A 23464-nucleotide genomic window follows, 5' to 3' on the forward strand; every position below is an offset into this window, starting at 1 on the left:
ATACACGTAATATAGGCTCAAACAATCACTTAGTATTCTTCTGAGAGCCCAGATACTGTGTGATATGGTCGAGAAGAAAACGTTCGAACTGTTCGGAAGCGATCACACCCGCCGATCACGACCCCTCGTCCGCGACCGAAACGGTCGTGAGGCGCCGGGCGGAATCGTGTGTATGACGAAGTGGCTCCACAGCGGCCGACGCCGTGACCTGTGTGCGCTGCTGTACGACGCCGGCGAGCTGCGGGCGCAGTCGCTGAAGAGCCGGCTCGAATCGCACTACGACGAGCGGATCGAGCCCCGATCCTTCTACGCCACGCTGACCTCGCTCGTGGAGTCGGGGTTCCTCGATCGGCGGACCGAGGGGCTGGCGGACGTGTACGCGCTCACCGAGGCGGGCGAGGAGGCCCTCCTCGATCACTACGACTGGCTCTCGGCGAGGATCGAAGAGGGTGGATCCGACGGACTCTCGATCGACCGCGCCGGCGCCGGTGGTCCCAACCTCAAGGATTAACAATATCGGTGCGTTCGATTAATATATGACAGTCGTCAGCGTCTCGATGCCAGAGGAGCTGTTGGAGCGGCTCGACCGGTTCGCGGACGAACACGGCTACACCGGGCGCAGCGAGGTCGTCCGCGAGGCCTCCCGGAATCTCCTCGGCGAGTTCGAGGACGCGAAGCTGGAGGACAGGGACCTGATGGCGGTGGTGACCGTGCTCTTCGACTACGAGACCACGAGCGTCGAGGAACGGATGATGCGGCTCCGCCACGAACACGAGGGACTCGTCGCCTCCAACTTCCACAGCCACGTCGGCTCGCGGTACTGTATGGAGCTGTTCGTACTCGAAGGCCGGTTAGCGGACATCTCGACGTTCGTCGGGAAGGTCCGCGCGACGAAGGACACCCTCACGGTCGACTACAGCGTGACGCCCGTCGACGAGTTCGGCGCTGACAACGTGCCCACGGCCGCGGAGGGAGACGGCCACGGACACGGTCACGACGGCGGACGCGAGCCCGACGACTGATCGAGGACCGCCGCCGCCGTACCGCTTCATCTGCCTCCGCGGTCCGCCTCGGCGTCCGCGACCACGCCGACGAACGGTACCACGAACCCGACGACGTAGCCGGCGAGGTGCGCGAACACGTTGCTGCCGAACGGGACGAGCACCAGCGATCCGATCACGCCGGCGGCCGCGACGCTCGCACCCGTGACGTACAGGAGTTCGCGCTCCGGAGACAGATCGAGACCCGCCACCCGCGGGCGACCGACCGCGGCGTACAACCCGACCGCGGCGATCGCCGCGCCGACCGCGAACAGCGACCCCACGGTCGGGAGCGGCGGGAAGTAGCCGGCGCCGCTCGGCGCGAGGTACGCGAGCGCGAGCGACGCGAAGACGGCGACGACCGACCAGCGAGGGTCGACGCCGGCAGAGCCCTCGCCCCGGATCTGATCGCTTTCAGCGGCCAGCGCGGCGAACCAGACGGCGACGAGGTAGCCGAGGAGTGCGCTGTTCACGTCCGAGAAGCCGGCGGTCGGCGCGTCCGTCACGCCGCCGAGCGCGACGACGGTCGCCCACGCGGAGACGAGCGGGACGACCGCGAGGTAGACGGCGGCGGACCCGAGGAGCCGCCGGCGCCAGCCGGCGACGACCGAGAGGGGGTACGCGACCGCGACGAGCAACCAGTAGTTGACGACGTTGTCGGCGAGGTGGGCCGCGTCCGCGTGGACGAAGCTCGATGCGAACGCGGTCCACAGCGCCCATCGGCTCTCGAACACGCCTTCGGTCGCCAGCGAGAACCGCCACGCCTCGACGCCGGGGAGCAGGCTCACGCCGACCAACAGCGCCGGGAGCGGGAGGGCGACGAGCGCCAGCTCCGCCGGCGGCCGGGACCGGACGGCGGCGAGAACGGACGCGAGCAGGCCGCGGAGGGTGGGCGAATCCGAATCGGTGGAGTCGCGGCCGCGCTCACCCCGATCGCCGTCAGCCGACATCCGGCTCCCCTACGGCGTCGCCGGGCGGACGCTCTCGAGCGCCGCCGCGAAGTCGTCGGCCGTGATCGAGACCTCGTCGGCGTGGTCGTTGGCCGCCTCGCCGTGCTCGTCGGCGACGCGCTCGATGGCGATCAGGGCGGCCTCCCGGCACAGCGACGCGATCTCGGCGCCGGAGTATCCCTCGGTCTCGTCGGCGAGGTACTCCAGATCGACGCCCTCGACGAGGGGCTTCGAGCGGGTGTGCACGTCGAGGATCTTCCGACGCGCCTCGCGGTCGGGCTCGGGGACCTCGATGTGGGTCTCCAGTCGTCCGGGCCGGAGCAGCGCGGGATCGAGCGCGTTCCGCCGATTCGTCGCCGCGAGCACGACGAGGTTCGGGTTGTCGCTCGCGCGGTCCAGCTCCGTGAGAAGCTGGGAGACCACGCGTTCGCCGACGCCCGAACTATCTCCGCCGGCCGCGTCGCGGTCGGCCGCGATCGCATCGATCTCGTCGAAGAAGATGATCGCGGGCGCCGCCTGCCGGGCGCGGTCGAAGAGGTCCCGGACCGCCTTCTCGGACTCCCCAACGTACCGATCGAGTAATTCGGGCCCGGCCACCTGAATGAAGTTGACGCCGCTCTCGCCGGCGATCGCTCGGGCGAGGAGGGTCTTCCCAGTGCCGGGCGGTCCGTGAAGCAGGATCCCTGTCGGCGGGTCGGCGTCGGCGGCCTCGAAGAGCGGGCCGTAGGTCAGCGGCCACGTCACCGCGCGCTCCAGCTTCTCTTTGGCCTCCGGGAGCCCGCCCACGTCGGAGAAGTCGGTAGTCGGCTGCTCGGCGACGTACTCGCGCATCGCGCTCGGCTCGACGCTCGCGTGGGCCGCCTCGAAGTCCGCCTTCCCGACGGTCACGTCGTCGAGCGCCTTCGCGTCCGACTCGCGGGCGCGCCGCAGCGCGGTCATCGCCGCCTCCTGCGCGAGCCCCTCGATGTCGGCGCCGACGAACCCGTGAGTCCGAGCCGCGATGCGGTCCAAGTCCACGTCGTCCGCGAGCGGCATCCGGCGCGTGTGCACGTCGAGGATCTGTCGCCGACCGGCCTCGCCGGGAACCCCGATTTCGATCTCGCGGTCGAACCGGCCGCCCCGCCTGAGCGCGGGGTCGAGGGTGTCGACCCGGTTGGTCGCGCCGATGACGATCACGTCCCCGCGGGCGTCGAGCCCGTCCATCAGCGAGAGCAGCTGTCCCACGACGCGGTTCTCCACGTCGCCGCCGTCGTCCCGTTTTCCCGCGATCGAGTCGATCTCGTCGAAGAAGATGATCGCGGGCGCCTCCTCGCTGGCGCGCTCGAACACGTCCCGCAGACGCTCCTCCGACTCGCCTTTGTACTTCGACATGATCTCCGGGCCGTCGACGGTGATGAACGTCGCGTCGACCTCGTTGGCGACGGCGCGGGCGATCAGCGTCTTCCCGGTGCCCGGGGGACCGTGGAGCAGGACGCCCTTCGGCGGGTCGATCCCGAGGCGGGTGAACACGCCGGGCTCCGAGAGGGGGAGTTCGATCGTCTCGCGGACCAGCTCCAGCTCCTCGTCGAGCCCGCCGATGTCCTCGTAGGTCGCGCCCGCGGTGTGCTCTTCCGGAGGCGCGGTGTCGTCGCCGGTCGGTCGTGCGTCGGTTCCGGTGCCGGTCTCGGGGGCGTCGCTTCCGGCCGTCTCGCTTCCGGTACCGCCGCTCCCGGCGGATCGGCCCCTCGGGGTATCGCCGCCCGACCGCGATCCGGAGGCGGTCCCGCGGTCCCTCCCGGCGGCCGCGTCGGACCCCGACCCATCTTCGTCCGCGTAGGTCACCGACACGTCGGTCCGGTTCGTGACGCGGACCGTCCCCGCCGGCTTCGTCTCGGCGACGACGAACCGGATCCCGCCGAGCCGCTCGACGTGAACCGCCTCGCCCTCGGTGACGGGGCGGTCGCGGAGGTCGCGAGCGAGCGCGCGCTCGACCACGTCACGGCTCACGTCGACGTCGGCGAGCTCCGCGGGCGCGGTGAGCACGACGCGGTCGGCATCCTCGACGTCGACGGGGCCGACGGTGACAGTGTCGCCGACCTTCACCCCGGCGTTCGCGCGGGTGTCGGCGTCGATGAGGACGGACCCCTCTCGGGCGTCCGCGCCGCCGGGCCACACCTTCGCGACCGCGGTGCGCTCGCCGCGGATCTCGACGGTGTCGCCGCTGAGGAGGCCGAGTCGCTTCCGGGAGGGTTCGGGGAGCCGAGCGATGCCCCGGCCCGCGTCCCGCTTCTCGGCGGCACGCACCGTGAGCCGGAGGCCGGCGGTGTCGTTCATACGCTCCGTTCCGGCCACTGACCCTTTATGCTTACCCGCCGCTGGTCCCGCTTCCCTTCACCGCCGACCGCAACCCCCTTACCCCGGCCGAACCCGTCGTTCGGTATGCAACCGACAGGGCACCTTCGCGGCGACGCGGTTCACGTCGCCGGTGACGCCCGCCAGCGGTTCCACGACTCCGGCGGCTACGGCCGGCCGCTCGGCGGCGACGAGATCGCGCTCTCGCGGGTCGAGGCCGCGCACCTGCTGTTCCGCGGCGACCTCTCGGGAGTCGCGCTCGAGGAGGGCGCCGGAGAGGTCGGCTTCGAGCGCTTCTTCGTCGAGAGCGCGGCCGCGGCCGACCGGTTCGCGGTGCGCTACCTCGTCTACGCCGACCTGCGCGACCGCGGCTTCTACCTCTCCCCCGCCCGCGAGCCGTGGCCCGGCGGCGACGTCGACGCGCCCGACGCGATCGACTTTATCGCCTACGAGCGCGGCTCGACCCCCGACACCGGGAACGTCGAGTACCCCGTGCAGGTCGTCGGCGAGCGCGAGTCGCTATCGGCGGCCGGGCTCGCTGGGCGCACCCTCGCCGTCGTCGATGAGGAGTCCGACATCACGTACTTCGCGGCGACCGAGGGAGCGATTTCGGGTGCGACCGACTATGAGCCGCCGTCCCGGCTCGACGGCGTCCTCCTCGCCGACCGCGTCGTCGTCTGGGACGCCCCCGAGGGGCTCTACGAACGCGGCTTCTACGGCCAGCCGCTCACCGGTCGCGCCGCGGCGGTCGAGGGCGCGGTCCAGCTCTCCCTCGTCGAGGCCGCGTCGCTCGCGGCGGACGGGGTGCTGTCGCTGTCGGCGTCGGTGGGGACGGCCGGGGACTCGCCCGCGGAGGGGGCGGCAACGCCAGACGGTCCCGCCGCCGCGGTCGTCGCCCGCGGCCGCGACGTGGAGGGCGAGCGGTTCGACCGCCGGCTCGCCGTTTATAAGCGCCTCCGCGAGGCCGACGCCGTGCCGAAGACCGGCTTCAAGTTCGGTGCCGACTTCCGGACCTATCTCGACGTGGAGACAGTCGAGGACCTGCCGCACTCCGAGCACCTCGTGCGCGTCGTCGATGGCGACCACCGGTTCTCGCCGCGCGAGCTCTCGCTCGACGTGCGGCTCGCTGGCGGCGTCCGCAAGGAGATGGTGTTCGCGCTGACGGCGGTTGGCGATGGCGGAGGCGACGGCGGAGGCGGAGGCGACGGGACCACCGAGGGCAACGCGGTCCGCGACGCCGACGTGGAGTGGCTCTCGATCGGACGGCTGACGCCCTAACTCACTCGGGAGTTCGGTCCTCGATCGGCACCCGGTCGTCCGTGACCGCATCAAAGGCGTTGTCGGACGAGATGATCGGGTCGGTATCGGCGTAGGCGAGGTGATACGCGTCGAACGCGGTACGCCCGTGCTGATCCATGTAGTCCGCAGCCTGGAACAACACGGTCTCGTCTTCCGGAATCGACGCGATCTCCAGCGCGTAACTGAGCGCTTCCATCCGGTCGAACTCGAACCGATCGGAGATCACCAGCAGTTCGAGCAGCGTCATCCGTGTGGTGTATATCTCGCCCTCGTACTCGCTCGCGATCGCCGCGGCGCGTTCCTGAAGCCAGTCGTCGTCTTTGACCAAGGCGATGAAAAAGTCGGTGTCCGCGTAGATCATTCGTCTCTCATCGCGTCGCCGACTGCGTCCTCGCGAGCGGCCTCTCGGGCTTCCCGTTTGATCTCCGCGATCGACTCGTCGTCGAAGGCGTCGCCGACGGCGTCGCGGAGTCCCTCGATCGGGTCCGATTTGAGCGGGATCAGTTCCACGCGGTCGTCCAGTTCGACGACTCGATACCTGTCACCGTGCTTTTCGCGGATCTCGTGAGGAATGACGATTCGACCCCGGTCGTCCGCCTCTGCGGTCTTGCTCATACCGCGACCTACCGTGGGAACGAATAAATATATTCCCACGAATTCGGGAGTCTCACCGAGAGTTCGGTATGAAGACGAACAGAAGCCTTTTTCGACCGCTCGCCTTCGTCGCGTCCATGCCGTTTCCCTCCACGTCCGACGCCGAATCGAGCAAGTACGACATCTCCACGGTCGACCTCGACGACGACCGCTACGAGGTGAAGCAGTCGATGGTGCGGAACAAGTACACCGTCCGCGACAGCGCCGGCGACGTCGTCCTGCGCGGGAAACAGAAGATGTTCAAGCTGAAAGAGGAGTTCCCGTTCGTCACCGGCGACGACGAGGACGCCTTCTCGGTGAAGGCGGGCGGGATCATGGACATCGCGGGCAACTACGCCATCACCGACGCGGGCACCGGTGAGGAGGTCGTCGTCCTCGACGAGGACTACTCGCTGTTCATGGAAAACTGGACGATCCGCGACCCCGAGACGGGGGAGGCGCTGGCGACCATTCGATCGAAGAACAAGCTGCTGTCGGGGCTCCGTCACCTCGTCGGCGCCGCGAACCTCGTCCCGAACAAGTACGAGATATTCGACGCCGACGGCGGTCACGTCGGTGACATCGAGGGGAAGTTCTCGCTGCGCGACGCCTACACGGTCACCATCGACGACGCGAGCGACGTGCCGAAGGAGGCCGTGATCGCCGCCGCGTGTATCCTCGACGCCTTAGAGAACCAGTAGCGGCGGTCGCGGGGCGGGTCGACGCTCGGGCTTATTCCCCGCCCAGCTTCGACTCCCCGACCGCGTCGTGGCCCTCGATGACCTCCGTCCCGCCCATGTACGGGCGCAGCGCCTCGGGAACGGTGACGGTCCCGTCGTCGTTCTGGTAGTACTCCAAGATCGCGACGACGATCCGCGGGACCGCGAGCCCCGAGCCGTTCAGGGTGTGGAGGAACTCCGCGGACTCGTGGTGCTCCTCGCGGTACCGAATCCCCGCGCGGCGCGCCTGGAACTCCTCGAAGTTCGAGACCGAGGAGACCTCCAGCCAGCGACCGCCCTGCTTGGGCCCCTCGTCCATGTCGTCGGCGGGCGCCCACACCTCGATGTCGTACTTCTTCGCCTGCGTGAACCCCAGATCGCCGGTGCACATCTCCAGGATGCGGTAGGGGAGTTCGAGGCGGCGCAGCACCTCCTCGGCCTCGTCGACGAGCCCCTCGAAGCGCTCGTCGCTCTCCCCGGGCCGGACGAAGTTCACCATCTCCACCTTGTTGAACTGGTGGACGCGGACGATCCCGCGCGTCTCGGTGCCGTGCTCGCCGGCCTCCTGTCGGAAGTTCGGCGTGTACGCCTGATACTTGAGCGGGAGGTCCTCGCCGAGGAGGATCTCGTCGCGGTGGAGGTTGGTGACGGGCACCTCCGCGGTCGGGAGCAGCCAGAGGTCGTCGTCCTCGTACTCGTCCTCGTTGGTGCCCTCGACCCGGTAGGCGTCCTCGGTGAACTTCGGGAGCTGGCCGGTGCCGCGCATCGACGCGGAGTTGACCGGGATCGGCGGGAAAACGTCCTCGTACCCCTGCTCGCGGTGCACGTCGAGCATGAACTGGATCAGCGCGTGCTCCAGCCGGGCGCCGTCGCCCTTGGCGACGTAGAAGCCGCCGCCGGCGACCTTCGCGCCGCGCTCGAAGTCGAGGATTTCGAGGTCCTCGCCCAGGTCGTAGTGCGGCTCCACGTCGTCGGGGAGCGCCCGGAGGTCGTCGAACCCCTCGCGGCGCCGCTCGACGTTCTCCGATTCGTCTTCGCCGACCGGTACCGACTCGTGGGGGATCTGGGGAAGTTCGAGCAGGGACTCCTCCAGTTCGGCCTCCAGCTCGTCGGCGCGCTCCTCGATCTCCTGGAGCTCCGACTTGAGCTCCTGCGAGCGCTCGATCGCCTCTTGGGCCGCCTCCTCCTCGCCGGCCCCCTTCAGCTCGCCGATCTTGGAGGAGACCTCGTTGCGCTCGTGTCGGAGGTCGTCGCCGCGGCTCTTCAGCTCCCGCCACTCCTTGTCGACGTCGAGTATCCGGTCGAGGTCGACGTCGACGCCCTTGTTGGCGAGCGCCTCACGGACGACCTCGGGGTTTTCCCGGACGAACTGTCGAGACAGCATTTACCGGTGGTACCGCCGGCCGCCCCAAAACCGTATCGGAGCGTCGGCATCGGTTGACACGGGACGGCGCGGCGGCCGACTCGGGCGAGCGAACCCGTCAGGGGAGGATCGCGGAGCTCGCGAACAGCGTGACCAGCGCGAGGCCGGCGACGACGACGCCCATCACGCGCATCAGCAGGATCCGCGTCCCGCTCGGTTCGATCTGTCGCGTCGCGCCGTCGGGACCGCGTATCTGCCACTGGGTCATTCGTCGGGGGAACGCGGCCATCGCCAGCGCGCCCGCGGCGACGAGGAGGGGGACCGCGACGAAGAACAACCGGAGGGGTGCGGGGAACATATCCGGGCGTACGTCGCGCGGATCAACAAAATGTTACGGTGCCGAGTGTCCCCGTCGACCCCCCGCGGCGGTCCCGAGCGAGCGCCGCCGTCAGTACCCGCCGGGGAGCGCCATCCCGATCGCGAGCGCGACCAGCGGCACCGCGGCGACGAGCGCGTACCACAGCCCCGCGGTCACCAGAAGCCCCCACGTTCCCGGCCCGTACCCGGTCGGGTCCCAGTCGACGCCGACCCGCGGGAGGCCGAGCACGGCGAACGCCGGGGCGACGAAGCCGACGATGACCCCGCCGAACAGCGCGGTGTCGAGGAACCCCTCGCTCCAGCCGGGACCTGCCGAGTCGACGAGTCCGACCGTGAGCACGATGCCGACGAGATACGGGACCGAGAGCGCCAGCGCGACGCCGACGTACGAGGGAACAAGCCGACCCGCGGGCGGCAGCGCGACGAAGAGCGCTCGGAACCGCGCCGCGATCAGGAAGGGCGTCCAGAGCGCGGCGGCGACGACTCCGGGGAACGCGAACAGCACGATCGTCCATAGCCACCCGATCGCGGTGTCGACGACGGCCGGGACAATCGGGGCGGACGCGAGCGCGGGAAAGGCGGAGAGCGGCGTGAGGCCGCCGGCGACGACGTCCGAAGCGGTTAGGGCGGAGGGAGGGACCATATTCGAACGGGTTGCGCGCCCGACAAACGCTTTGTGGTGGATCCGAACCCGTCGCCGGTGGTCGACGGAAGCGCTCGTCGGCCGCACCGCCCGAACCACACTGTTTAAGCGGCGCGCCGCGAGCGCGTACCCATGCTCATCACGGGTGCGGAGCTGGCCGACGGGCGGGTCCGCGACGTTCGGGTCCGAGACGGGACCGTCGACGCGGTCGAACCGACGAACGCGGGGATCGACGCCGACGCCGGCGAGCGCGTCGTCGACGCGCGGGGACGCCACCTCCTCCCCGGCGCCGTCGACGTGCACGTCCACTTCCGCGAGCCGGGCGCGAGCCACAAGGAGACGTGGACCTCCGGCTCGCGGGGCGCGGCCGCGGGCGGGGTCACGACCGTCGTCGACCAGCCGAACACCTCGCCGCCGACCGTCGACGGCGACGCCTTCGACGAGAAGGCCGACCTCGCGGCACCCTCGCTCGTCGACTACGGGATCAACGGCGGCGTCACGGGCGACTGGGACCCCGAGAGCCTCTTCGAGCGCCCCCTGTTCGCGCTCGGCGAGGTGTTCCTCGCGGACTCGACCGGCGACATGGGAATCGCCGTCGACCTGTTCGAGGACGCGCTCGCCGAGGCCGCCGCCCGCGACGCCCCCGTCACGGTCCACGCCGAGGACGAGACGCTGTTCGACGAGAGCGCGCTCAGAGGGGATCTCGGCGGGGTCGGCACCGCCGCGAACGCCGACGCGTGGTCCGCCTACCGGACCGCCGAGGCGGAGGCCGCCGCGATCGACCGCGCCCTCGACGCCGGCGCCGCGAGCGACGCGCAGGTGCACGTCGCGCACACGTCGACGCCGGAGGGGATCGACGCAGTGGTCGAGGCGCGGGAGGACGCGATCGAGGACGACGCGAACGGAAATACCTCACCGACCTGCGAGGTCACCCCGCACCACCTCTTCCTGTCGCGCGACGACGCCGGACGGCTCGGCACGTTCGGACGCATGAACCCGCCGCTCCGCTCTGAGAAGCGGCGCGCGGGCGTCTTCGAGCGGCTCCGCGACGGCGACGTCGACGTCGTCGCCACCGACCACGCGCCCCACACGGTCGCGGAGAAGCGGCGGGGGCTCGTCGACGCGCCGAGCGGCGTCCCCGGTGTGGAGACGCTGTATCCGCTCCTCTTGGAGTCGGTTCGAAAGGGGAACCTCTCCTTAGAGCGCGTCCGTGACGTGGTCGCCGCCAACCCGGCGTCGATCTTCGGGATCGAAGGGAAAGGGCGGATCGAGCCCGGCGCCGACGCCGACCTCGTGTTGGTCGACATGACGAACCCCCGCGAGATCGAGGCCGGCGCACTCCACGGCGCGGCCGGCTGGACGCCCTTCGAGGGACTGCTGGGCGTCTTCCCGGAGCTGACGACGGTCCGCGGCGATGTCGTCTACGAGCGCGACCCGGTCACCGGTGCGGAGGCGTTCGGCGAGCCGGCCGGCCGGAACGTGCGGGAGTTGTAGGAGCGGATCTGTTACAACAATCCGCCGACCCGCGAGAGGAGCCGCGGCACCTCGTCGGCGATCGCGTGCCGCTTCAACAGCATGAACCCGACGACGATGACGGCGAAGCCGGCGACCGTCAGCGGCGTCACGGGCTCCGCGAGGAGGACCGCTCCGGCGACGGTCGCGACCACGGGAACGACGTAGGAGACGAGGTTGATCTCGAACGCGCCCAGTCGGCCGAGTAACGTGAAGTAGATGGTGTACGCGACCGCCGAGGATAACACGCCGAGGAACAGCAGTGAAGCGACCGCCGGCAGCGCGGTCGCCGGGAGCTGTTGGGGCTCGCCGAGCCCGAGGCTTAACCCGTGGATGAGCAGCCCGCCGAACAGCATCGCCCACCCGGTAAGCGCGATGCTGGAGAAGCTCGTCTCTACGGTTCGGAGCCCGACGCTGCCGACCGCGACCGCGATCACGCCGATCGAGATGAGCCCGACGCCGATCGTGACGCCCCCGGCGAGGTTCGCGGGATCGGGCTGGGCGACGAGCGCGACCCCGACGAACGCGAGCACCACGCCGAGCGCGCCGCGCGCGTCGAGATCTGAGCCGCCGACCCAGACGGCCGCGACCGCCGCGGTCGCGATGGGAACGAGGCTGTAGGTGATCGAGGCGATCCCGCTCGTCGTGTACTGCTGGCCGACGAACAGCAGGGAGTTGTTGGCGGCGACCGAGAGCCCGCCGCTGAACCCGATCGCGGCCAGATCGCCGCGGGTCCGGGGGAAGGGGCCGGCGTCCGTCAGGAAGACGTACGACACGAGCACTAGCGCCGCCAGATCGAACCGGTAGGCGGCGTACAGCACGGGCGGGTAGTAGTCGAGGCCGACTTCGATGGCGACGAAGGAGCCGCCCCAAAGCAGCGCGAGGGCAAAGAACAGCGCGACGTCTCGGTACCTAGACACGAACGAAGGGAGGAGTTCGGGAAGTAAAGCGGTGTCCGTTTCGGCTCAGTAGCCGCGGACGATCAGGTAGTCCGCGAGGTCGGCCAACAGCTCTCGAGACCCACTTTCGGGGAGAATTTCGAGGTGTTCCTTCGACCGCTCCGTGAGGTCCTCGGCCGTCTCGCGGGCGTACGCGATCGAACCGGCTTCTTCGAGGGCCGTTACCGCGTCGTCGATGGCCTCTTCCGTCACCTCGGCGGGGGTGTCTGCGTCGACCAACTCGTCCACGTCGACGCCCTGTTGGCGGGCGTGGAGGGTGATCAGCGTTTCCTTCCCCTCGACGAGGTCGGAGCCGCGCTGCTTGCCCAGATCCTCGGAGGGGACGGTCAGGTCGAGCACGTCGTCCTGAATCTGGAACGCACGTCCCGAGTCGATCCCGTACTGGTAGAGGGCGTCGACGACCTCCTCGTCCGCGCCGAGCAGGAGGGCCGGCGTCGCGGCCGAGGCGCCGTAGAGGACGGCGGTCTTCAGCTCGACCATCTCCAGGTACTCCTCCGGAAGGATATCATCGCGGCTCTCGAAGGCGACGTCGAGCGCCTGCCCCTCGCAGATCTCCGTGCAGGTGGACGCGAGCATCCGCATCGCTTCCAACCCGTTCTGCGGGTCCGCGCCAGTTTCAGTCATGAACTCGAACGCCTTCGAGTAGAGCGTGTCGCCGGCGAGGATGGCGGTCGAGGTGTCGTACTTCTCGTGGACGGCGGGGACGCCGCGCCGCAGCTCGTCCTCGTCCATGATGTCGTCGTGGATCAGCGTGAACGACTGGATCACCTCGATGGCGACCGCGGCGCGCATCACGTCGACTGTGTTGCCGTCGAGGGCCGCGAACTCGCGGAAGTCGGCGCCCAGCGGGTCGGTGCCGGTCACCGCCTCCGCGGCCAGCGTCGTCACCGTCGGGCGGAGCCGCTTGCCGCCCGCTTCGAGGATGTACCGCGTCGCCTCGTACAGCCGCTCCGGGTGCTGTACCGGCAGCTCCTCGTCGATAGCGGCGTTGACGAGGTCACGCCGCTCGCGGATGGTCTCCAGCACCCGCGCCTCCTTCGTCTCGCTCGTCATTCGACGAGTTGGATGACGCTCCCGTTCTGCGTGACGTGCACGTCACGTCCGAGCTTGTACCCCTGCGAGGTCGCGAGGTCGACGTACGGCGAGCGGCCCTTCAGCGTCTGGTGACCGGGGATGACGTGCTGGGGCTGGAGCGCGTCGAGCATCTCGTAGTGGCCCTCCTCGCGGAGGTGGCCGGAGACGTGGATGTCGTCGTAGAGACGCGCGCCCTGCATCCGGAGGAGCTGTTCGGACTGGTACCGCTGCCCCTCGTTGGTCGGCTCCGGAATGATGCTCGCGCTGAAGACGACCTTGTCGCCGTTCTCGATTTCGTACGGGGTCTCGCCGCGGCCCATGCGAGTCAGCATCGCGCGCGGCTCGCCCTGGTGGCCCGTCACGATGGGGAGGAAGTTCCCCTTTCCCTCCTTCATGATCCGCTTGAACGCGCGGTCGACCGACTTCCGGTGGCCGTACATGCCGACGTCGCCCTGGAAGTCGACGAAGTCGAGTCGTTCCGCGGTGCCCGAGTACTTCTCCATCGAGCGACCGAGCAGGACCGGCTGGCGGCCGATCTCTCGGGCGTACTCGACGAGGGTCTTCACGCGGGCGATGTGGGAGGAGAACGTCGTGGCGACGATTCCGCCCGAGTAGTCCTCCATCGACGTCAGCGTGTCCTCGACGTGCTTCTTGGCGTACGACTCGGAGGGCGTTCGGCCCTTCCGGCCGGCGTTCGTACAGTCCTCGATGTACGCGAGGACGCCCTCGTCCTGACGGCCGATCTCGCGGAACCGGTCCATGTCGATCGGGTCGCCGATGACGGGGTCGTGGTCCAGTCGCTTATCGAGCCCGTAGACGACGGCGCCCTCGGGCGTGTGGAGGACCGGGTTGATCGCGTCGATGATCGAGTGGGTGACGTTGACGAACTCCATCTCGACCTGCTCGGAGTCGCCGATGGCCATCGTGCCGCCCGCCTTCATCTTCACGAGGTCGTTGTCGACCTGGAACTTCCCCTCGTCGTCGATCTGCTGTTTGACCAGTTCGATCGTGTACGGCGAGCCCACGATGGGCGCGTCGTACCGGTGCGCGAGCTTCGGGATGCCCGCGATGTGGTCGAGGTGGCCGTGGGTGGGGACGATCGCTTGGACGTCGCCCTCCAGCTCGCTCATGACGCGGTCGTCCGGGATCGCGCCCATGTCGATCAGGTCGAGGCTGTGCATGCTCTCGGTCTCCACGTTGTCGTGGATGAGGACCTTACTGAGGTTCAGGCCCATGTCGAAGATGACGATGTCGTCGCCCGCTCGGACCGCCGTCATCTGTCGACCGACCTCTTCGTAACCGCCGAGTGTCGCAATTTCGATTTCCATGGTTTGTGGTTCGAACGCCGTGGTAGGCGTCCATCACTGAAACCCCGCAAGGAGCCGTCAGCGCTACGTTGATCCGCGCGTCGTTGAGGCCCCGCTACGGCCGAGCCGACGTCGACTCACCGTGTCCCGCGGGAGTGTGGTACTCGGAGGTACAGCAGCCCGTCTTAAAAACACCCGGGTTCGAGTGTGACATCTGCGATCCTCAGACCGTGGCTCACGGGGACACGTCTCGCAGTGAGCGCCGACGAGCCCCCTGCGTCCCGGTATTTTTATTAGTGCGACGGGCGGCGATACGGACAATGAGTGGACGACCCCTCGACGTGCTCGAAGCGTCGCTCGAGGAGCCCGTGACAGTTCACCTGAAGGACGGAACGACCTACTACGGCGTCCTCGCCGGCTACGACCAGCACATGAACGTCGTCATCGAACCCGAGTCCGACGTGGACGATCGCGTCGACGACGACCTCGACGGCGAGTTCGCGGTCGCGATCGAAGACACAACGATTATACGCGGCGATAACGTCGTCACCATCAAAGCATGACCGGCTCCGGAACGCCCTCTCAGGGGAAGAAGAACAAGACGGTTCACGTGAAGTGCCGCCGCTGCGGCGAGAAATCCTACCACGTCAAGAAGGAGCGCTGCTCCTCGTGCGGCTTCGGCGACTCCGCCTCCCGCCGCGACTACGCCTGGCAGTCGAAGACCGGCGACAACTGACGACCGCGCCCTCTCTTTCGACGCTTTCGTTTCTCAGTTCTCCAGCCGTTGCGCCGCGGACAATCAACCGTGAGCCGCTTCCGATCCCCCGACGCGACCGCCGGGAGCCCAACCGTTAACGGTGGCTGTCGCCGACAGCGAATATGGACCTCTCGATCGTCGACCTCTCGCCGGTCCCCGCGGGCGGGACCGCCGCCGACGCGTACGCGAACACGGTCGCGGCCGCGGAGCAGGCCGAGCGGCTGGGCTACTCGCGGTTCTGGGTCGCCGAGCACCACGGAATGGGTGATCACCTCGCGGGGACGACCCCGGAGGTGTTGCTCGGGCGGCTCGCGGGCGCCACGGACTCGATCCGGATCGGCTCCGGCGCCGTCCTGCTCAACCACTACAGCCCGTACAAGGTCGCGGAGGCGTTCGGAACGCTCGACGGGCTCGCGCCGGGACGGATCGACGCCGGCCTCGGCCGGGCGAACGGCTCGCCGGCCTCAGACCGCGCGCTCGGCACGGATCGTCGCGTCGAGAACCCCGACGAGGACCACGAGGAGCGCATCCGCGCGGTCGTGAACCACCTGTACGACGCCTTCCCCGACGACCACCCGTACGCCGACCTGACGGTCCCGCGCTCCGGTGCGGCGCCGCCGGTGCCGTGGGTGCTCGGATCCAGCCCGTCGAGCGCGGCGATCGCCGGGAAGCTCGGCGCCCGATTCTGCTTCGCGGCGTTCATCCGACCGAACCTCGCCGAGCGCGCCTTCGAGACCTACCGCGAGCAGTTCGAGCCCGCAGAGATCGGCGATGGCCCCGAGGAGCCGTACGGGATGGTCGCGGTCAACGCGGTCGCGGCCGAGACGGACGCGGCCGCGGCGCGGCGTCGCGCGCCTGCGGAGGCGACCTTCAAGCGGATGCAGCGCGGCGTGGTGGGGTCGATCCCCTCGGTCGAGGAGTCGATCGCGGAACTCGGCGGTGCCCCCGAGCCGACGCCCGCGACCCTCGACGCCGACGAGTGGCCGCGAGCGATCTCGGGGAGCCCGGAGACGATATCGGGCCTGCTCGAACAGCTCGCGGACCGGGTCGGCGCCGACGAGATGATGATCCAGCATACGGTGCCCGACCACGGGGACGCGCTGGAGTCGCACACGCTGCTCGCGGAGGCGGTCGGATTGGAGGGCGTCGATCGCTGAGGGGACGGCAGACGTTCTCGCGGTCGTGAGTGCGGCGTTCACCCGGCCTGCGGCGGGTTCCAGAACAGCCCGTCGACCATCGGCAGACAGCCGGCGATCGCGGCGACCGCGGTCGCGGCCGCCCACGCGTCGAAGGCCACCGCGCCGAGGGCGTAGCCGCACACGAACAGCAGCGGCATGCACGCGAGTATCAGGTCCGCCCGCGAGAGCCTCTCGGGCAGCTCGACGGCACGGTTTTCGGCGGTTCGGGTCACTCCATGTACCCCAAGTCCCGGAGCTTCTGGCCGATCCGTCGGGCCTCCGCCTCGCTGATCTCGTCGTCCGACTCCATCTCCTGGACGACGACGTGTTTCACGAACTCCTTGACCGAGCCGAACGGCTCGTCGTCGATGTACTCCTCGACGTCCGCGACGAACTCCTTGCGCAGCGAGATAGTGGTGTAGTCGCTCATTACATCGGGTCACGCGCTTCGGCCTGAAAAATTTAATTACATGTAATTACTGTCTGTGGCGGTGCCGTTTCGGCGGTGACCACCGCCGAAGCCCCAGCCGCTCGCTTATAAATAGTTGCTGACGGCAGATCGACGGTGACCACCGCCGAAGCCCCAGCCGCGACGACTCGCGCGCTTTGCTGCGCTCCTCACTCGCTCGCTAGCGCTCCCTCGTTGCGGTGCTTGCTGCAGCGTGCTTCGCCCTCACGGCTGCCCCTTTGAGTCCCGCCCGACCGCTCCGCACGGCCTCACGCCTCCCCAACCTCGCGGTTCGCGCTCTCCGAGCGCTCACCGCGTCCCTCGCGCGGTGCTGTCGCCGGCGCTTCGCGCCGGCTGCCAGAGGGACCGAAGGTCCCTCCTCGCTCGCGGGCCGATGGCCCGCTCGCAGGCACGCGCCACCGCAGACCGGTTTATAAATAAACGTCTCCGTCGCTCGGAGCGCTACTCCACGCGCTCCCGGGCGGCCGCGATCAGCATCGGGAGCATCACGGTCGCGTCGCCGTGGACGGAGGCGTTGCGCGCGTCCTTCTCCAGTTTCCCCCACGACCGGGCCTCCTCTAAGCTGGCGCCCGAGAGCCCGCCGGTCGCCTCCGGGTCCATCGTGATCTGGACCGCGTAGTCGTAGGCGCGCGGGGTCACGAGCATCGTCTGGAGCGTGAAGTTCTTCGGGACGCCGCCGCCGACGAGCAGGCAGCCGGCGTCGTCGGCGTCGAACGCGAGGTCGGTCAGTTCGGTCATGTCGTCCAAGGCGTCGAGCGTGAAATCGGCGGTCTGGGCGTACATCCACGCCTGCAGTCCGAGCACGGAGTCCTGCACAGCGGGACAGTAGACGGGCACGTCGCACTCGTAGGCCGCGGCGGCGACGCCGGGGTCCTCGGCCACGTCGTCGCGCTCGTTGACCGCGGCGTTGGCGCGCCCGAGCTCTCGGGTGAGGTCGGCGATGCCGACGGCGCCGGTTCCGTCAGCGTCGGGGTCGGCTTCGAGCGCCGGGAACACCTCCTCGCGCAGGTGGCCCTCGAAGGCGGCGAAGTGCTCCTGCGGGAGGTAGACGTTGTAGATGCGGTCGACGCCCTCGTCCCGGAGCCCCTCGTCGTGCTCGCGGAGGCTCTTCTCCGGGTCGTGGGTCCGACCGTGGTGGTGTTTCCCGCCGATCGCCTCGATGGCGTCGTGGGTGAGGTTCGCGCCCGTCGTCACCAGGGCGTCGACGTAGCCGTCCCGGATCAGATCGGAGACGATCCGGCGCATCCCCGCGGGCACCATCGCGCCCGCCAGCGAGAGGAAGACGGTGCAGTCGTCGTTCGCGAACATCTCCGCGAGCACGTCGCCCGCCTCGTTGACCGAGGCCGCGCCGATCCCCGCGTCGCCGTACCCCTCGACCAGCTGTCCGACCGTCATGTCGGCCGTCGCGCGGGTGTGCCCGACCGGGTCCTCGTGGAACTCCTCGCGCGGCGGGTCGCCTCCGGCGTCTTCCGGTTCACGGTTGCCGTCGCCGTCGCCGCCGGACTCGCGGTGCTCGGTCCCACCGTCGTCGTCGCTGTCGGTCATGCCGAGAGGTGCGGCGCGCGACCGTTTGAAACGACCGATCCGTCGACCGCCGGCCGGTTCTATCGATCGCTCTCCCGCCCGAGGGCGCCGCCGCTCACGGGCGGAAACAGCGCGAGTTCGTCGCCCGCTTCGAGGGTCGCGTCCATCCCGCCGTCGTGGCGGACGTTCTGACCGTTCCGGAGGACGTTGATATGGTCGGCGACCTCGCCGTCGTCGAGCACCCGGTCGCGGAGGTCGGGATGGGCCTCCAACAGCGCGTCGAGTGCGTCGCCGACCGTGTCTCCCGGCCCCGCCGCTACGTCGATCTCGCGTCCGCCGGCGATCTCCGCGAGGTCGGCGAACAGCTTCCACTCCATACGCGAACTCCCGCGCGGACGACTCAAGAGCGTTGCGTCCCGTCCGCGCGGTCGGGGCTCTCGGTCGCGTCGGTGTCGCCGTCAGCGGCGTCGTCGCCGCTCCCGCCGTCGCCGCCCGCCCCGTCTCCCCCGTCCGCAGACGGTGTTTCGGCTCCCGCCGCGGCGGCCGCCTCGAACCGCCGGATCGCGTCCGGGCGACCGACGAGGTACACGAGGTCGCCGGCGCCGAACGCGTACGCGCGCGGCGGGATCGGCTGGACGGACCCCTCCCTCGGCCGGACCGCGGCGACGACGGTACCGACTTCGCCGACGGTGCTACCGTCGAGGTCGCTACCCGCCTCGACGGTCACGGAGGCCATCGTCTCGTCCGCGTTCCGCAGCAGGGAGGCGAACTCCCGGTCCGCCTGCGGTTCCGCGGGGAGCGTCACCAGTCGATACCCCCCCTCGTCGGCCAGGCGCTCGGCGTCCGACTCGTCGACCGCGACGGTGACGGCGTCGTCGGCGACGCCGCGAAGCTCGCCGGTCACGACGCGCTTCGGTTCCGGGTCGTCTCGCCACAGCTGGACCGTGTCGCCGGCAGTGGCGTTGTTCGGCGGGTCCGCCGCCACCGCGATCGCCGCGGATCCGGGCGCGAGCGTCGGTCCGAGCCCGGCGGCGCGGGAGCCGACCGCGAAGTACTCCACCGTCCCGTCCGCGTCGAGATCGATATCGACGTAACCGACGCCGTACTCCTCTTTGAGCCGCGAGACGAGCCGTTGGCGGAGGTCCTCTTCCGAGAGCTTCCGCGGGAAGAGCAGCGTCGTCTCCGCGAGTTCCGCCTTCTTCTCCGGCGAGACGGGGTCGTACGTGTCCATATCGCCGATCTCCTCGACCGCTGGAAGCGTCACCGCCGTGAACCGACCCACCGCGCGCACGATACCGGTCAGTTCGCCGTCGAGCTGCTTGGCCCCCGAGAGCGCGAACACGTCGACCGCGAGCCGGTCGCCCGCGTATCGGCCGACGGGCGCCATCACCGCCGCGACGCCGATCGAGACGAGGTTGAAGAACACGCTTTCAGGTGCTAACAGCGCCGGGTTGTCGCCAATTGCGACCGATCCCAGCGAGGTCGTGTTGAGGTACAGCGCGACGACGGCGACGCCGAGCAGACCGGTCACCCCCTCGGGGATCTCCGTGCGGAAGTACCAGCGGTAGGCCAGCGCCGCGCTCCCCGCGACGAGCGCGGCGACGACCGCGAACGTGACGAGGGTGACCGCCGCCTGCCGCGGCCGCGCGAAGCCGACGTCGACGGCGGTCGCGGTGACTGCGGTGACGCTCGCCGGGTCCGCGCTCGCGGTCGCTGCCTCCGCGACGGCGACTGCGGCGGCCGCGAGGGTCACGCGGCCACCTCCGCGAACCGGTTTATGGCGTCGCGACTCCCGACGACGAACAGCTCGTCGCCGGCCGACAGCGACTGCGACCCGCTCGGCGCGATCGTCCACGAGTCGTGGCGCGCGGCGAGGACGGCCACGTCGTACGCCTCGCGGATCTCGGCCTCGCCGATAGTGTGCCCGTCCAGTGGGCCGCCGGCGACCACCGAGACCTTCCGGAACCGCTTGCCGGTCCGCCGCAACAGCGCCGTGAGCTCGTACTCGCGCCGGGTCCCCCGCGACAGCACCAGCACGCGTCCCCGGTCGGCGCGCAGGAGCCCCCTCGCCTCGGAGTGGTCGACGGCGACCGTCACCCGCCCCTCACCGCCGGTCGTCGTGGGCGCGGTCGCCGCCGGCGGAGAGGCGACGGCCTCTGCCCCGCCGTCGGTTCGGGCGTCGTCGTCCGGTTCCGGCGCGTCGCCGCCGGCGGAGGCGGCGGGGTCGGGCGCCGCGGCGGCTCCCGGTTCCGGCTTTCCGCTCGACCGCGCGGCGAGCACGGCCCCCTCGACGGAGAGGTCCGGAGTGACCACGCGGACCACGTCGCCGCGGGCGACGCCGGTCGGCACGAGCGCCGAGACGGACACCGCGCGCTTCCCGGCCGGGACCCGCTTCGAGAGCGCCCCGGTCGGCGGCGCGGCCGACACCGTCGCGTTCGCCTGCTCGTCGATCCGGACCGCCACGTCGGCGAGGTCGAGCTCGGTCTGGAGCCGCTCAGCGAACCGCTCTTCCAGCTCCGCGAGCGGGAGGTCGGCCGGGAACGTCCAGTCGCCGTCGAGGATCGCCCGGCGCGTCTCGGCCGGCAGCGGGGGGTACCCCTCCATATCGCCCACCTCGCCGGTCACCTCGACGGAGACCCGGCCGCGGCCGCCGACGAGCTCGATCACGTCTGTCGAGAGCGTCCGGTCCCGGAGCTGTTTGAGCGAGATCCGCTTCGGGACGCTGGCGCCGAGCCGGTCGCCCTGCGCGTGGGCGTACATCGAGAGCATCAACACCACGACGATCGCCGTGATGATCGCCGGGGCCCGCTCCGACGACCGGATCGTCTCGTCGTTGAGCGCGAGCAGCCCGCCGTTGACGCCGGCGATCGCGAGCGACAGCACGACGACCCCGAGCCCGGGGATCGTCACGTCGGTGACGTACTTGAACACGAACCCGAGGACTCCGGCCACCAGCGCGGGGACGATCCCGGTGATGACGCCGAGGTAGATCCCGAAGACGATCTCGACCGGCAGTGACATACGCCTCTCAACCGGCGGCGGATTTATACGTGTGTCGGCGTCCGTGGCGCCACGGGCCGTCAGTCACGCCTTCGGAGACGCCGTCGACCTCGCTCGCGAGGTTTAAGTTCGCCGTCGGCGACCACCTTCCATGGAGCTGACCCGCGATTGGGTGACCGTCCGGGCGTCGATCCTCCTGACGTTCGCGGTCGCGGTGCTGTCGATCCTCGCCGGGCTCGCCCAGATCGGCGGGCTGGGAGTCTCCGGTCCGCTCGCCCCGCACGTCCCCGACTTCGTCCGACAGACCGTCGGGTTCACCGGGACGATCACGGGCTTCGCGATGCTCGGGAGCGGCTTCGCGCTGCGGAACGGGTATCGGGTCGGTTGGTACTCCACGGCGGTCCTGCTCCCGTTGACCGCCCTTCAGGGACTGATGCAGGCGTCGGTGCTGTCGTTCCCGCTCGTCGCGCTGTCCGTCCTCTCGGTGCCGACGCTCGTGGTTAACCGGAGTCGGTTCGACAGGTCGTACTCCCCTTCTCCGACACAGCTCGCGGCCGGCGCTGCGCTGGTGACGGCTGTCTCCTACGGGACGGTCGGCACGTACGCGCTCCGCGATCAGTTCAACGGGGCCGAAACGATCGTCGACGCGTTCTACTTCACCGTCGTCACCGCCTCCACGGTCGGCTACGGAGATATCAGCCCGGCGACCGACATCGCGCAGCTCTTCGCGCTCTCCTCGCTCGTGATGAATGTCGCCGCCTTCGCGGTGGCGCTCGGGGTCCTCCTCACGCCCGCCATCGAGGCGCAGCTCTCCAAGGCGCTCGGAAAAATGACTGACAGACAGATAGACCTCCTCGACGACCACGTCCTCGTCCTCGGCTACGGGGACCTGACGGAACCGATCCTCGAAGAACTCGACGCCCGCGACGGGACCGAGTACGCGGTGGTGACCACCGACGAGACCGCCGCGAGGCGGCTCAGCGAGCGCGACGTGCCGGTGTTCACCGCGGACCCGAGCGACGTCGACCCGCTCGAACGGGTCAACATCGGCGGTGCCCGCGCCGTCGTCGTCGCGACGAACGACGACGCGCGAGACGCGCTCGCGATCCTCACCGCCAGACAGCTCAACCCCGACGTGCGGATCGTCGCGGCGGTGACCCAGCGGGAGAACGTCAACAAGCTCCGGCGAGCGGGCGCGGACCAGGTGATCTCGCCCACGACGCTCGGCGGGCACATCCTTATCGACTGCGCGTTCGGCGCGGACAGCGAGGACGCGACGACCGACCTCCTCGGCGGCGCGATCGACGACGTGGAGGACCTCGACGACTCGCCCGCTTGACGACCTGCTCCCTACCCTCACCCCGAAACGAGCGCGCTCAGCGGCTCCGACGACCCTTCGTCTGCCGGTAGTCCCGGCTCAACACGTTCTCGCGCATGTGCTCTCGGAACCCGTCGGCCTCGGCCGCCGTCATCTCGGCCGGCTCCTTCATCGGCACCAGCTCGAACCCACGCCCGCGGATCGTCGTCGCGTGCTCGGCGTCAACATCGAACGAGTCCGGCCGCCGGGTGGTGTACGCGACCGCGAGCTCACGGAGCGGTCGCTCACCGACGGGTACGATGATCTGCGGGTTGATCATCCGTATCTCGGCGTTGAGGAACGGTTCGCAAGTCTCGACCTCCCGGTCGGTCGGTTCCCGCTCGGGGTGGCGACACCGCGTCAGATTCGTGAAAAAGACGTTCTGTACGTCGGGCTCCGTCGCGTCCGGCGCCGACCGGACGAACCCGAGGTCGGCGAAGATCGACTGCACCCGCTCGCCGGCGCCCGCGCCGGTGAAGGGGACGCCGTTGGCCTCGGCGCCCGCGCTCGGGCGCGAGCCGACGACGAGGAACTCGCCGCCCACGTCGCCGTAGCCGTGGACGACGCGGTCGCGGGCGTCGCACAGCTCGGGACAGTTCTCGCAGTCGGCGTCCATCCCGAACGGGTTCCGGAGTTCTTTCTGGTTCGCGTCCACGGACTCACTGGGTCCCGCGCGCTGGTAAACGCTCCGCTGGCGGGTCGGAGACGATCGAGAGCGAAGCCGCGAAGCAGCCGAGCCGTCAGTTCAGCGCGTACGTGTCGCCGTCGCAGTCGACCATACCCTCCTTCCGGAGGGTCTTCAGAATGCTGTACAGCGAGAGCTTCTTCATGCCCAGCGAGTCGCCCATCTCCGAGACGGTGGCGTCGCCGTTCGTCGTCAGGTACAGGTACACGAGCTTCGCACGGGGAGACTGCAGCTCCGGCGGCAGGGCCGGCGCCGCGGTGCGTGCGGTCTGCGTCTCTAACATCTT

The 23464-nt window shown here is 69.6% G+C and carries 27 protein-coding genes; 9 read left to right on the forward strand and 18 right to left on the reverse strand.

The window, feature by feature from the left end; translation table 11 throughout:
- Positions 1-172: 172 nt before the first annotated feature.
- A complete protein-coding gene (locus ACP96_RS05360; protein WP_050023992.1) occupies positions 173-511 on the forward strand; it encodes a PadR family transcriptional regulator in 339 nt (112 codons plus the stop codon).
- A gap of 25 nt (positions 512-536) precedes the next feature.
- Positions 537-1022: a CopG family ribbon-helix-helix protein gene (locus ACP96_RS05365; RefSeq protein WP_050023983.1), complete on the forward strand. Its 486-nt coding sequence runs from the start codon at positions 537-539 to the stop codon at positions 1020-1022.
- Between the two features lie 26 nt (positions 1023-1048).
- Here the strand turns inward: ACP96_RS05365 and ACP96_RS05370 are convergent, their stop codons facing one another.
- Together ACP96_RS05370 and ACP96_RS05375 are read right to left on the reverse strand one after the other, a co-directional pair.
- The gene (locus ACP96_RS05370) at positions 1049-1990 is read right to left on the reverse strand and encodes a rhomboid family intramembrane serine protease (protein WP_050032518.1); all 942 of its coding nucleotides are present in this window, start codon (positions 1988-1990) and stop codon (positions 1049-1051) included.
- A 9-nt stretch (positions 1991-1999) separates the two neighbouring features.
- Entirely contained in the window at positions 2000-4303 is a 2304-nt protein-coding gene (locus ACP96_RS05375) for an AAA family ATPase (protein ID WP_050032519.1), read from the reverse strand.
- Positions 4304-4408: 105 nt separating this feature from the next.
- Between ACP96_RS05375 and endA the strand changes: the two genes are divergently transcribed.
- Positions 4409-5599, forward strand: coding sequence for a tRNA-intron lyase (gene endA / locus ACP96_RS05380; protein WP_050032520.1), 1191 nt, complete (start codon positions 4409-4411; stop codon positions 5597-5599).
- 1 nt (position 5600) lies between these two features.
- Here the strand turns inward: endA and ACP96_RS05385 are convergent, their stop codons facing one another.
- Entirely contained in the window at positions 5601-5981 is a 381-nt protein-coding gene (locus ACP96_RS05385) for a type II toxin-antitoxin system VapC family toxin (RefSeq protein WP_050032521.1), read from the reverse strand.
- Positions 5978-6235, reverse strand: coding sequence for an AbrB/MazE/SpoVT family DNA-binding domain-containing protein (locus tag ACP96_RS05390; RefSeq protein ID WP_050032522.1), 258 nt, complete (start codon positions 6233-6235; stop codon positions 5978-5980). The genes ACP96_RS05385 and ACP96_RS05390 overlap by 4 nt, the downstream gene beginning before the upstream one ends.
- Positions 6236-6351: 116 nt before the next feature.
- On the opposite strand from ACP96_RS05390, the gene ACP96_RS05395 reads away from it, so the two are divergent.
- Complete coding sequence (locus tag ACP96_RS05395) at positions 6352-6954, forward strand: LURP-one-related/scramblase family protein (RefSeq protein ID WP_050032523.1); 603 nt, start codon at positions 6352-6354, stop codon at positions 6952-6954.
- Between the two features lie 31 nt (positions 6955-6985).
- Here the strand turns inward: ACP96_RS05395 and serS are convergent, their stop codons facing one another.
- The 3 genes from serS to ACP96_RS05410 form a co-directional block, all read right to left on the reverse strand.
- Positions 6986-8356: a serine--tRNA ligase gene (gene serS / locus ACP96_RS05400; protein WP_050026544.1), complete on the reverse strand. Its 1371-nt coding sequence runs from the start codon at positions 8354-8356 to the stop codon at positions 6986-6988.
- Positions 8357-8453: 97 nt separating this feature from the next.
- Complete coding sequence (locus tag ACP96_RS05405; RefSeq protein ID WP_050026541.1) at positions 8454-8693, reverse strand: hypothetical protein; 240 nt, start codon at positions 8691-8693, stop codon at positions 8454-8456.
- Between the two features lie 90 nt (positions 8694-8783).
- Complete coding sequence (locus tag ACP96_RS05410; RefSeq protein WP_050032524.1) at positions 8784-9356, reverse strand: hypothetical protein; 573 nt, start codon at positions 9354-9356, stop codon at positions 8784-8786.
- A gap of 132 nt (positions 9357-9488) precedes the next feature.
- On the opposite strand from ACP96_RS05410, the gene ACP96_RS05415 reads away from it, so the two are divergent.
- The gene (locus tag ACP96_RS05415; RefSeq protein ID WP_050032525.1) at positions 9489-10850 is read left to right on the forward strand and encodes a dihydroorotase; all 1362 of its coding nucleotides are present in this window, start codon (positions 9489-9491) and stop codon (positions 10848-10850) included.
- Positions 10851-10861: 11 nt separating this feature from the next.
- Here ACP96_RS05415 and ACP96_RS05420 read toward each other — a convergent pair whose 3' ends face one another.
- The 3 genes from ACP96_RS05420 to ACP96_RS05430 are packed head-to-tail and all read right to left on the reverse strand — an operon-like array spanning position 10862 to position 14229.
- Entirely contained in the window at positions 10862-11788 is a 927-nt protein-coding gene (locus ACP96_RS05420) for a DMT family transporter (RefSeq protein WP_050032526.1), read from the reverse strand.
- A 45-nt stretch (positions 11789-11833) separates the two neighbouring features.
- A complete protein-coding gene (gene idsA3, locus ACP96_RS05425; protein ID WP_050026087.1) occupies positions 11834-12880 on the reverse strand; it encodes a geranylfarnesyl diphosphate synthase in 1047 nt (348 codons plus the stop codon).
- A complete protein-coding gene (locus tag ACP96_RS05430; protein ID WP_050032527.1) occupies positions 12877-14229 on the reverse strand; it encodes a ribonuclease J in 1353 nt (450 codons plus the stop codon). Before ACP96_RS05430 ends, idsA3 begins: the two co-directional genes overlap by 4 nt.
- Positions 14230-14528: 299 nt before the next feature.
- Here ACP96_RS05430 and ACP96_RS05435 point away from each other — a divergent pair, with 299 nt between their 5' ends.
- The 3 genes from ACP96_RS05435 (at position 14529) to ACP96_RS05445 (ending at position 16122) form a co-directional block, all read left to right on the forward strand.
- Positions 14529-14771 carry an LSM domain-containing protein gene (locus tag ACP96_RS05435; protein WP_008006650.1) on the forward strand — a complete coding sequence of 81 codons (243 nt, stop codon included), beginning with the start codon at positions 14529-14531 and terminating at the stop codon, positions 14769-14771.
- Positions 14768-14944: a 50S ribosomal protein L37e gene (locus ACP96_RS05440; protein WP_050026084.1), complete on the forward strand. Its 177-nt coding sequence runs from the start codon at positions 14768-14770 to the stop codon at positions 14942-14944. Before ACP96_RS05435 ends, ACP96_RS05440 begins: the two co-directional genes overlap by 4 nt.
- Positions 14945-15087: 143 nt before the next feature.
- Positions 15088-16122, forward strand: coding sequence for an LLM class flavin-dependent oxidoreductase (locus ACP96_RS05445; RefSeq protein WP_050032528.1), 1035 nt, complete (start codon positions 15088-15090; stop codon positions 16120-16122).
- A gap of 38 nt (positions 16123-16160) precedes the next feature.
- Here ACP96_RS05445 and ACP96_RS05450 read toward each other — a convergent pair whose 3' ends face one another.
- From ACP96_RS05450 to ACP96_RS05475, 6 genes are all read right to left on the reverse strand, one after another.
- The gene (locus tag ACP96_RS05450; RefSeq protein WP_050026080.1) at positions 16161-16376 is read right to left on the reverse strand and encodes a hypothetical protein; all 216 of its coding nucleotides are present in this window, start codon (positions 16374-16376) and stop codon (positions 16161-16163) included.
- Positions 16373-16573, reverse strand: coding sequence for a hypothetical protein (locus tag ACP96_RS05455; RefSeq protein WP_050026078.1), 201 nt, complete (start codon positions 16571-16573; stop codon positions 16373-16375). Before ACP96_RS05455 ends, ACP96_RS05450 begins: the two co-directional genes overlap by 4 nt.
- 480 nt (positions 16574-17053) lie before the next feature.
- Positions 17054-18157 (reverse strand): deoxyhypusine synthase, encoded by a 1104-nt coding sequence (locus ACP96_RS05460; protein ID WP_050032529.1) that lies wholly within the window; start codon positions 18155-18157, stop codon positions 17054-17056.
- Between the two features lie 59 nt (positions 18158-18216).
- Positions 18217-18513, reverse strand: a complete 297-nt coding sequence (locus tag ACP96_RS05465) for a ubiquitin-like small modifier protein 1 (protein ID WP_050026076.1) — start codon at positions 18511-18513, stop codon at positions 18217-18219.
- A gap of 23 nt (positions 18514-18536) precedes the next feature.
- Positions 18537-19889 (reverse strand): cation:proton antiporter regulatory subunit, encoded by a 1353-nt coding sequence (locus ACP96_RS05470; RefSeq protein ID WP_050032530.1) that lies wholly within the window; start codon positions 19887-19889, stop codon positions 18537-18539.
- Positions 19886-21157 carry a potassium channel family protein gene (locus ACP96_RS05475; RefSeq protein ID WP_050032531.1) on the reverse strand — a complete coding sequence of 424 codons (1272 nt, stop codon included), beginning with the start codon at positions 21155-21157 and terminating at the stop codon, positions 19886-19888. Before ACP96_RS05475 ends, ACP96_RS05470 begins: the two co-directional genes overlap by 4 nt.
- A gap of 130 nt (positions 21158-21287) precedes the next feature.
- Between ACP96_RS05475 and ACP96_RS05480 the strand changes: the two genes are divergently transcribed.
- Positions 21288-22475, forward strand: a complete 1188-nt coding sequence (locus ACP96_RS05480) for an NAD-binding protein (protein WP_050026072.1) — start codon at positions 21288-21290, stop codon at positions 22473-22475.
- 37 nt (positions 22476-22512) lie between these two features.
- Here the strand turns inward: ACP96_RS05480 and ACP96_RS05485 are convergent, their stop codons facing one another.
- Positions 22513-23148 (reverse strand): uracil-DNA glycosylase, encoded by a 636-nt coding sequence (locus ACP96_RS05485; protein ID WP_050032532.1) that lies wholly within the window; start codon positions 23146-23148, stop codon positions 22513-22515.
- An 85-nt stretch (positions 23149-23233) separates the two neighbouring features.
- Entirely contained in the window at positions 23234-23461 is a 228-nt protein-coding gene (locus tag ACP96_RS05490; RefSeq protein ID WP_050032533.1) for a TrmB family transcriptional regulator, read from the reverse strand.
- Between the last annotated feature and the right edge of the window lie 3 nt (positions 23462-23464).

Origin of the sequence: Halorubrum halophilum (assembly GCF_000739595.1) — an archaeon.
Classification (GTDB): domain Archaea; phylum Halobacteriota; class Halobacteria; order Halobacteriales; family Haloferacaceae; genus Halorubrum; species Halorubrum halophilum.

Coding starts and splice junctions, on each gene's coding strand:
- ACP96_RS05440 (WP_050026084.1), top strand. CDS start 14,768: ATGACCGGCTCCGGAACGCCCTCTCAGGGGAAGAAGAACAAGACGGTT.
- endA (WP_050032520.1), top strand. CDS start 4,409: ATGCAACCGACAGGGCACCTTCGCGGCGACGCGGTTCACGTCGCCGGT.
- ACP96_RS05390 (WP_050032522.1), bottom strand. CDS start 6,235: ATGAGCAAGACCGCAGAGGCGGACGACCGGGGTCGAATCGTCATTCCT.
- ACP96_RS05490 (WP_050032533.1), bottom strand. CDS start 23,461: ATGTTAGAGACGCAGACCGCACGCACCGCGGCGCCGGCCCTGCCGCCG.
- ACP96_RS05480 (WP_050026072.1), top strand. CDS start 21,288: ATGGAGCTGACCCGCGATTGGGTGACCGTCCGGGCGTCGATCCTCCTG.
- ACP96_RS05455 (WP_050026078.1), bottom strand. CDS start 16,573: ATGAGCGACTACACCACTATCTCGCTGCGCAAGGAGTTCGTCGCGGAC.
- ACP96_RS05360 (WP_050023992.1), top strand. CDS start 173: ATGACGAAGTGGCTCCACAGCGGCCGACGCCGTGACCTGTGTGCGCTG.
- ACP96_RS05385 (WP_050032521.1), bottom strand. CDS start 5,981: ATGATCTACGCGGACACCGACTTTTTCATCGCCTTGGTCAAAGACGAC.
- ACP96_RS05430 (WP_050032527.1), bottom strand. CDS start 14,229: ATGGAAATCGAAATTGCGACACTCGGCGGTTACGAAGAGGTCGGTCGA.
- ACP96_RS05475 (WP_050032531.1), bottom strand. CDS start 21,157: ATGTCACTGCCGGTCGAGATCGTCTTCGGGATCTACCTCGGCGTCATC.
- serS (WP_050026544.1), bottom strand. CDS start 8,356: ATGCTGTCTCGACAGTTCGTCCGGGAAAACCCCGAGGTCGTCCGTGAG.
- ACP96_RS05395 (WP_050032523.1), top strand. CDS start 6,352: ATGCCGTTTCCCTCCACGTCCGACGCCGAATCGAGCAAGTACGACATC.
- ACP96_RS05365 (WP_050023983.1), top strand. CDS start 537: ATGACAGTCGTCAGCGTCTCGATGCCAGAGGAGCTGTTGGAGCGGCTC.
- ACP96_RS05435 (WP_008006650.1), top strand. CDS start 14,529: ATGAGTGGACGACCCCTCGACGTGCTCGAAGCGTCGCTCGAGGAGCCC.
- ACP96_RS05405 (WP_050026541.1), bottom strand. CDS start 8,693: ATGTTCCCCGCACCCCTCCGGTTGTTCTTCGTCGCGGTCCCCCTCCTC.
- ACP96_RS05460 (WP_050032529.1), bottom strand. CDS start 18,157: ATGACCGACAGCGACGACGACGGTGGGACCGAGCACCGCGAGTCCGGC.
- idsA3 (WP_050026087.1), bottom strand. CDS start 12,880: ATGACGAGCGAGACGAAGGAGGCGCGGGTGCTGGAGACCATCCGCGAG.
- ACP96_RS05410 (WP_050032524.1), bottom strand. CDS start 9,356: ATGGTCCCTCCCTCCGCCCTAACCGCTTCGGACGTCGTCGCCGGCGGC.
- ACP96_RS05415 (WP_050032525.1), top strand. CDS start 9,489: ATGCTCATCACGGGTGCGGAGCTGGCCGACGGGCGGGTCCGCGACGTT.
- ACP96_RS05445 (WP_050032528.1), top strand. CDS start 15,088: ATGGACCTCTCGATCGTCGACCTCTCGCCGGTCCCCGCGGGCGGGACC.
- ACP96_RS05370 (WP_050032518.1), bottom strand. CDS start 1,990: ATGTCGGCTGACGGCGATCGGGGTGAGCGCGGCCGCGACTCCACCGAT.
- ACP96_RS05465 (WP_050026076.1), bottom strand. CDS start 18,513: ATGGAGTGGAAGCTGTTCGCCGACCTCGCGGAGATCGCCGGCGGACGC.
- ACP96_RS05375 (WP_050032519.1), bottom strand. CDS start 4,303: ATGAACGACACCGCCGGCCTCCGGCTCACGGTGCGTGCCGCCGAGAAG.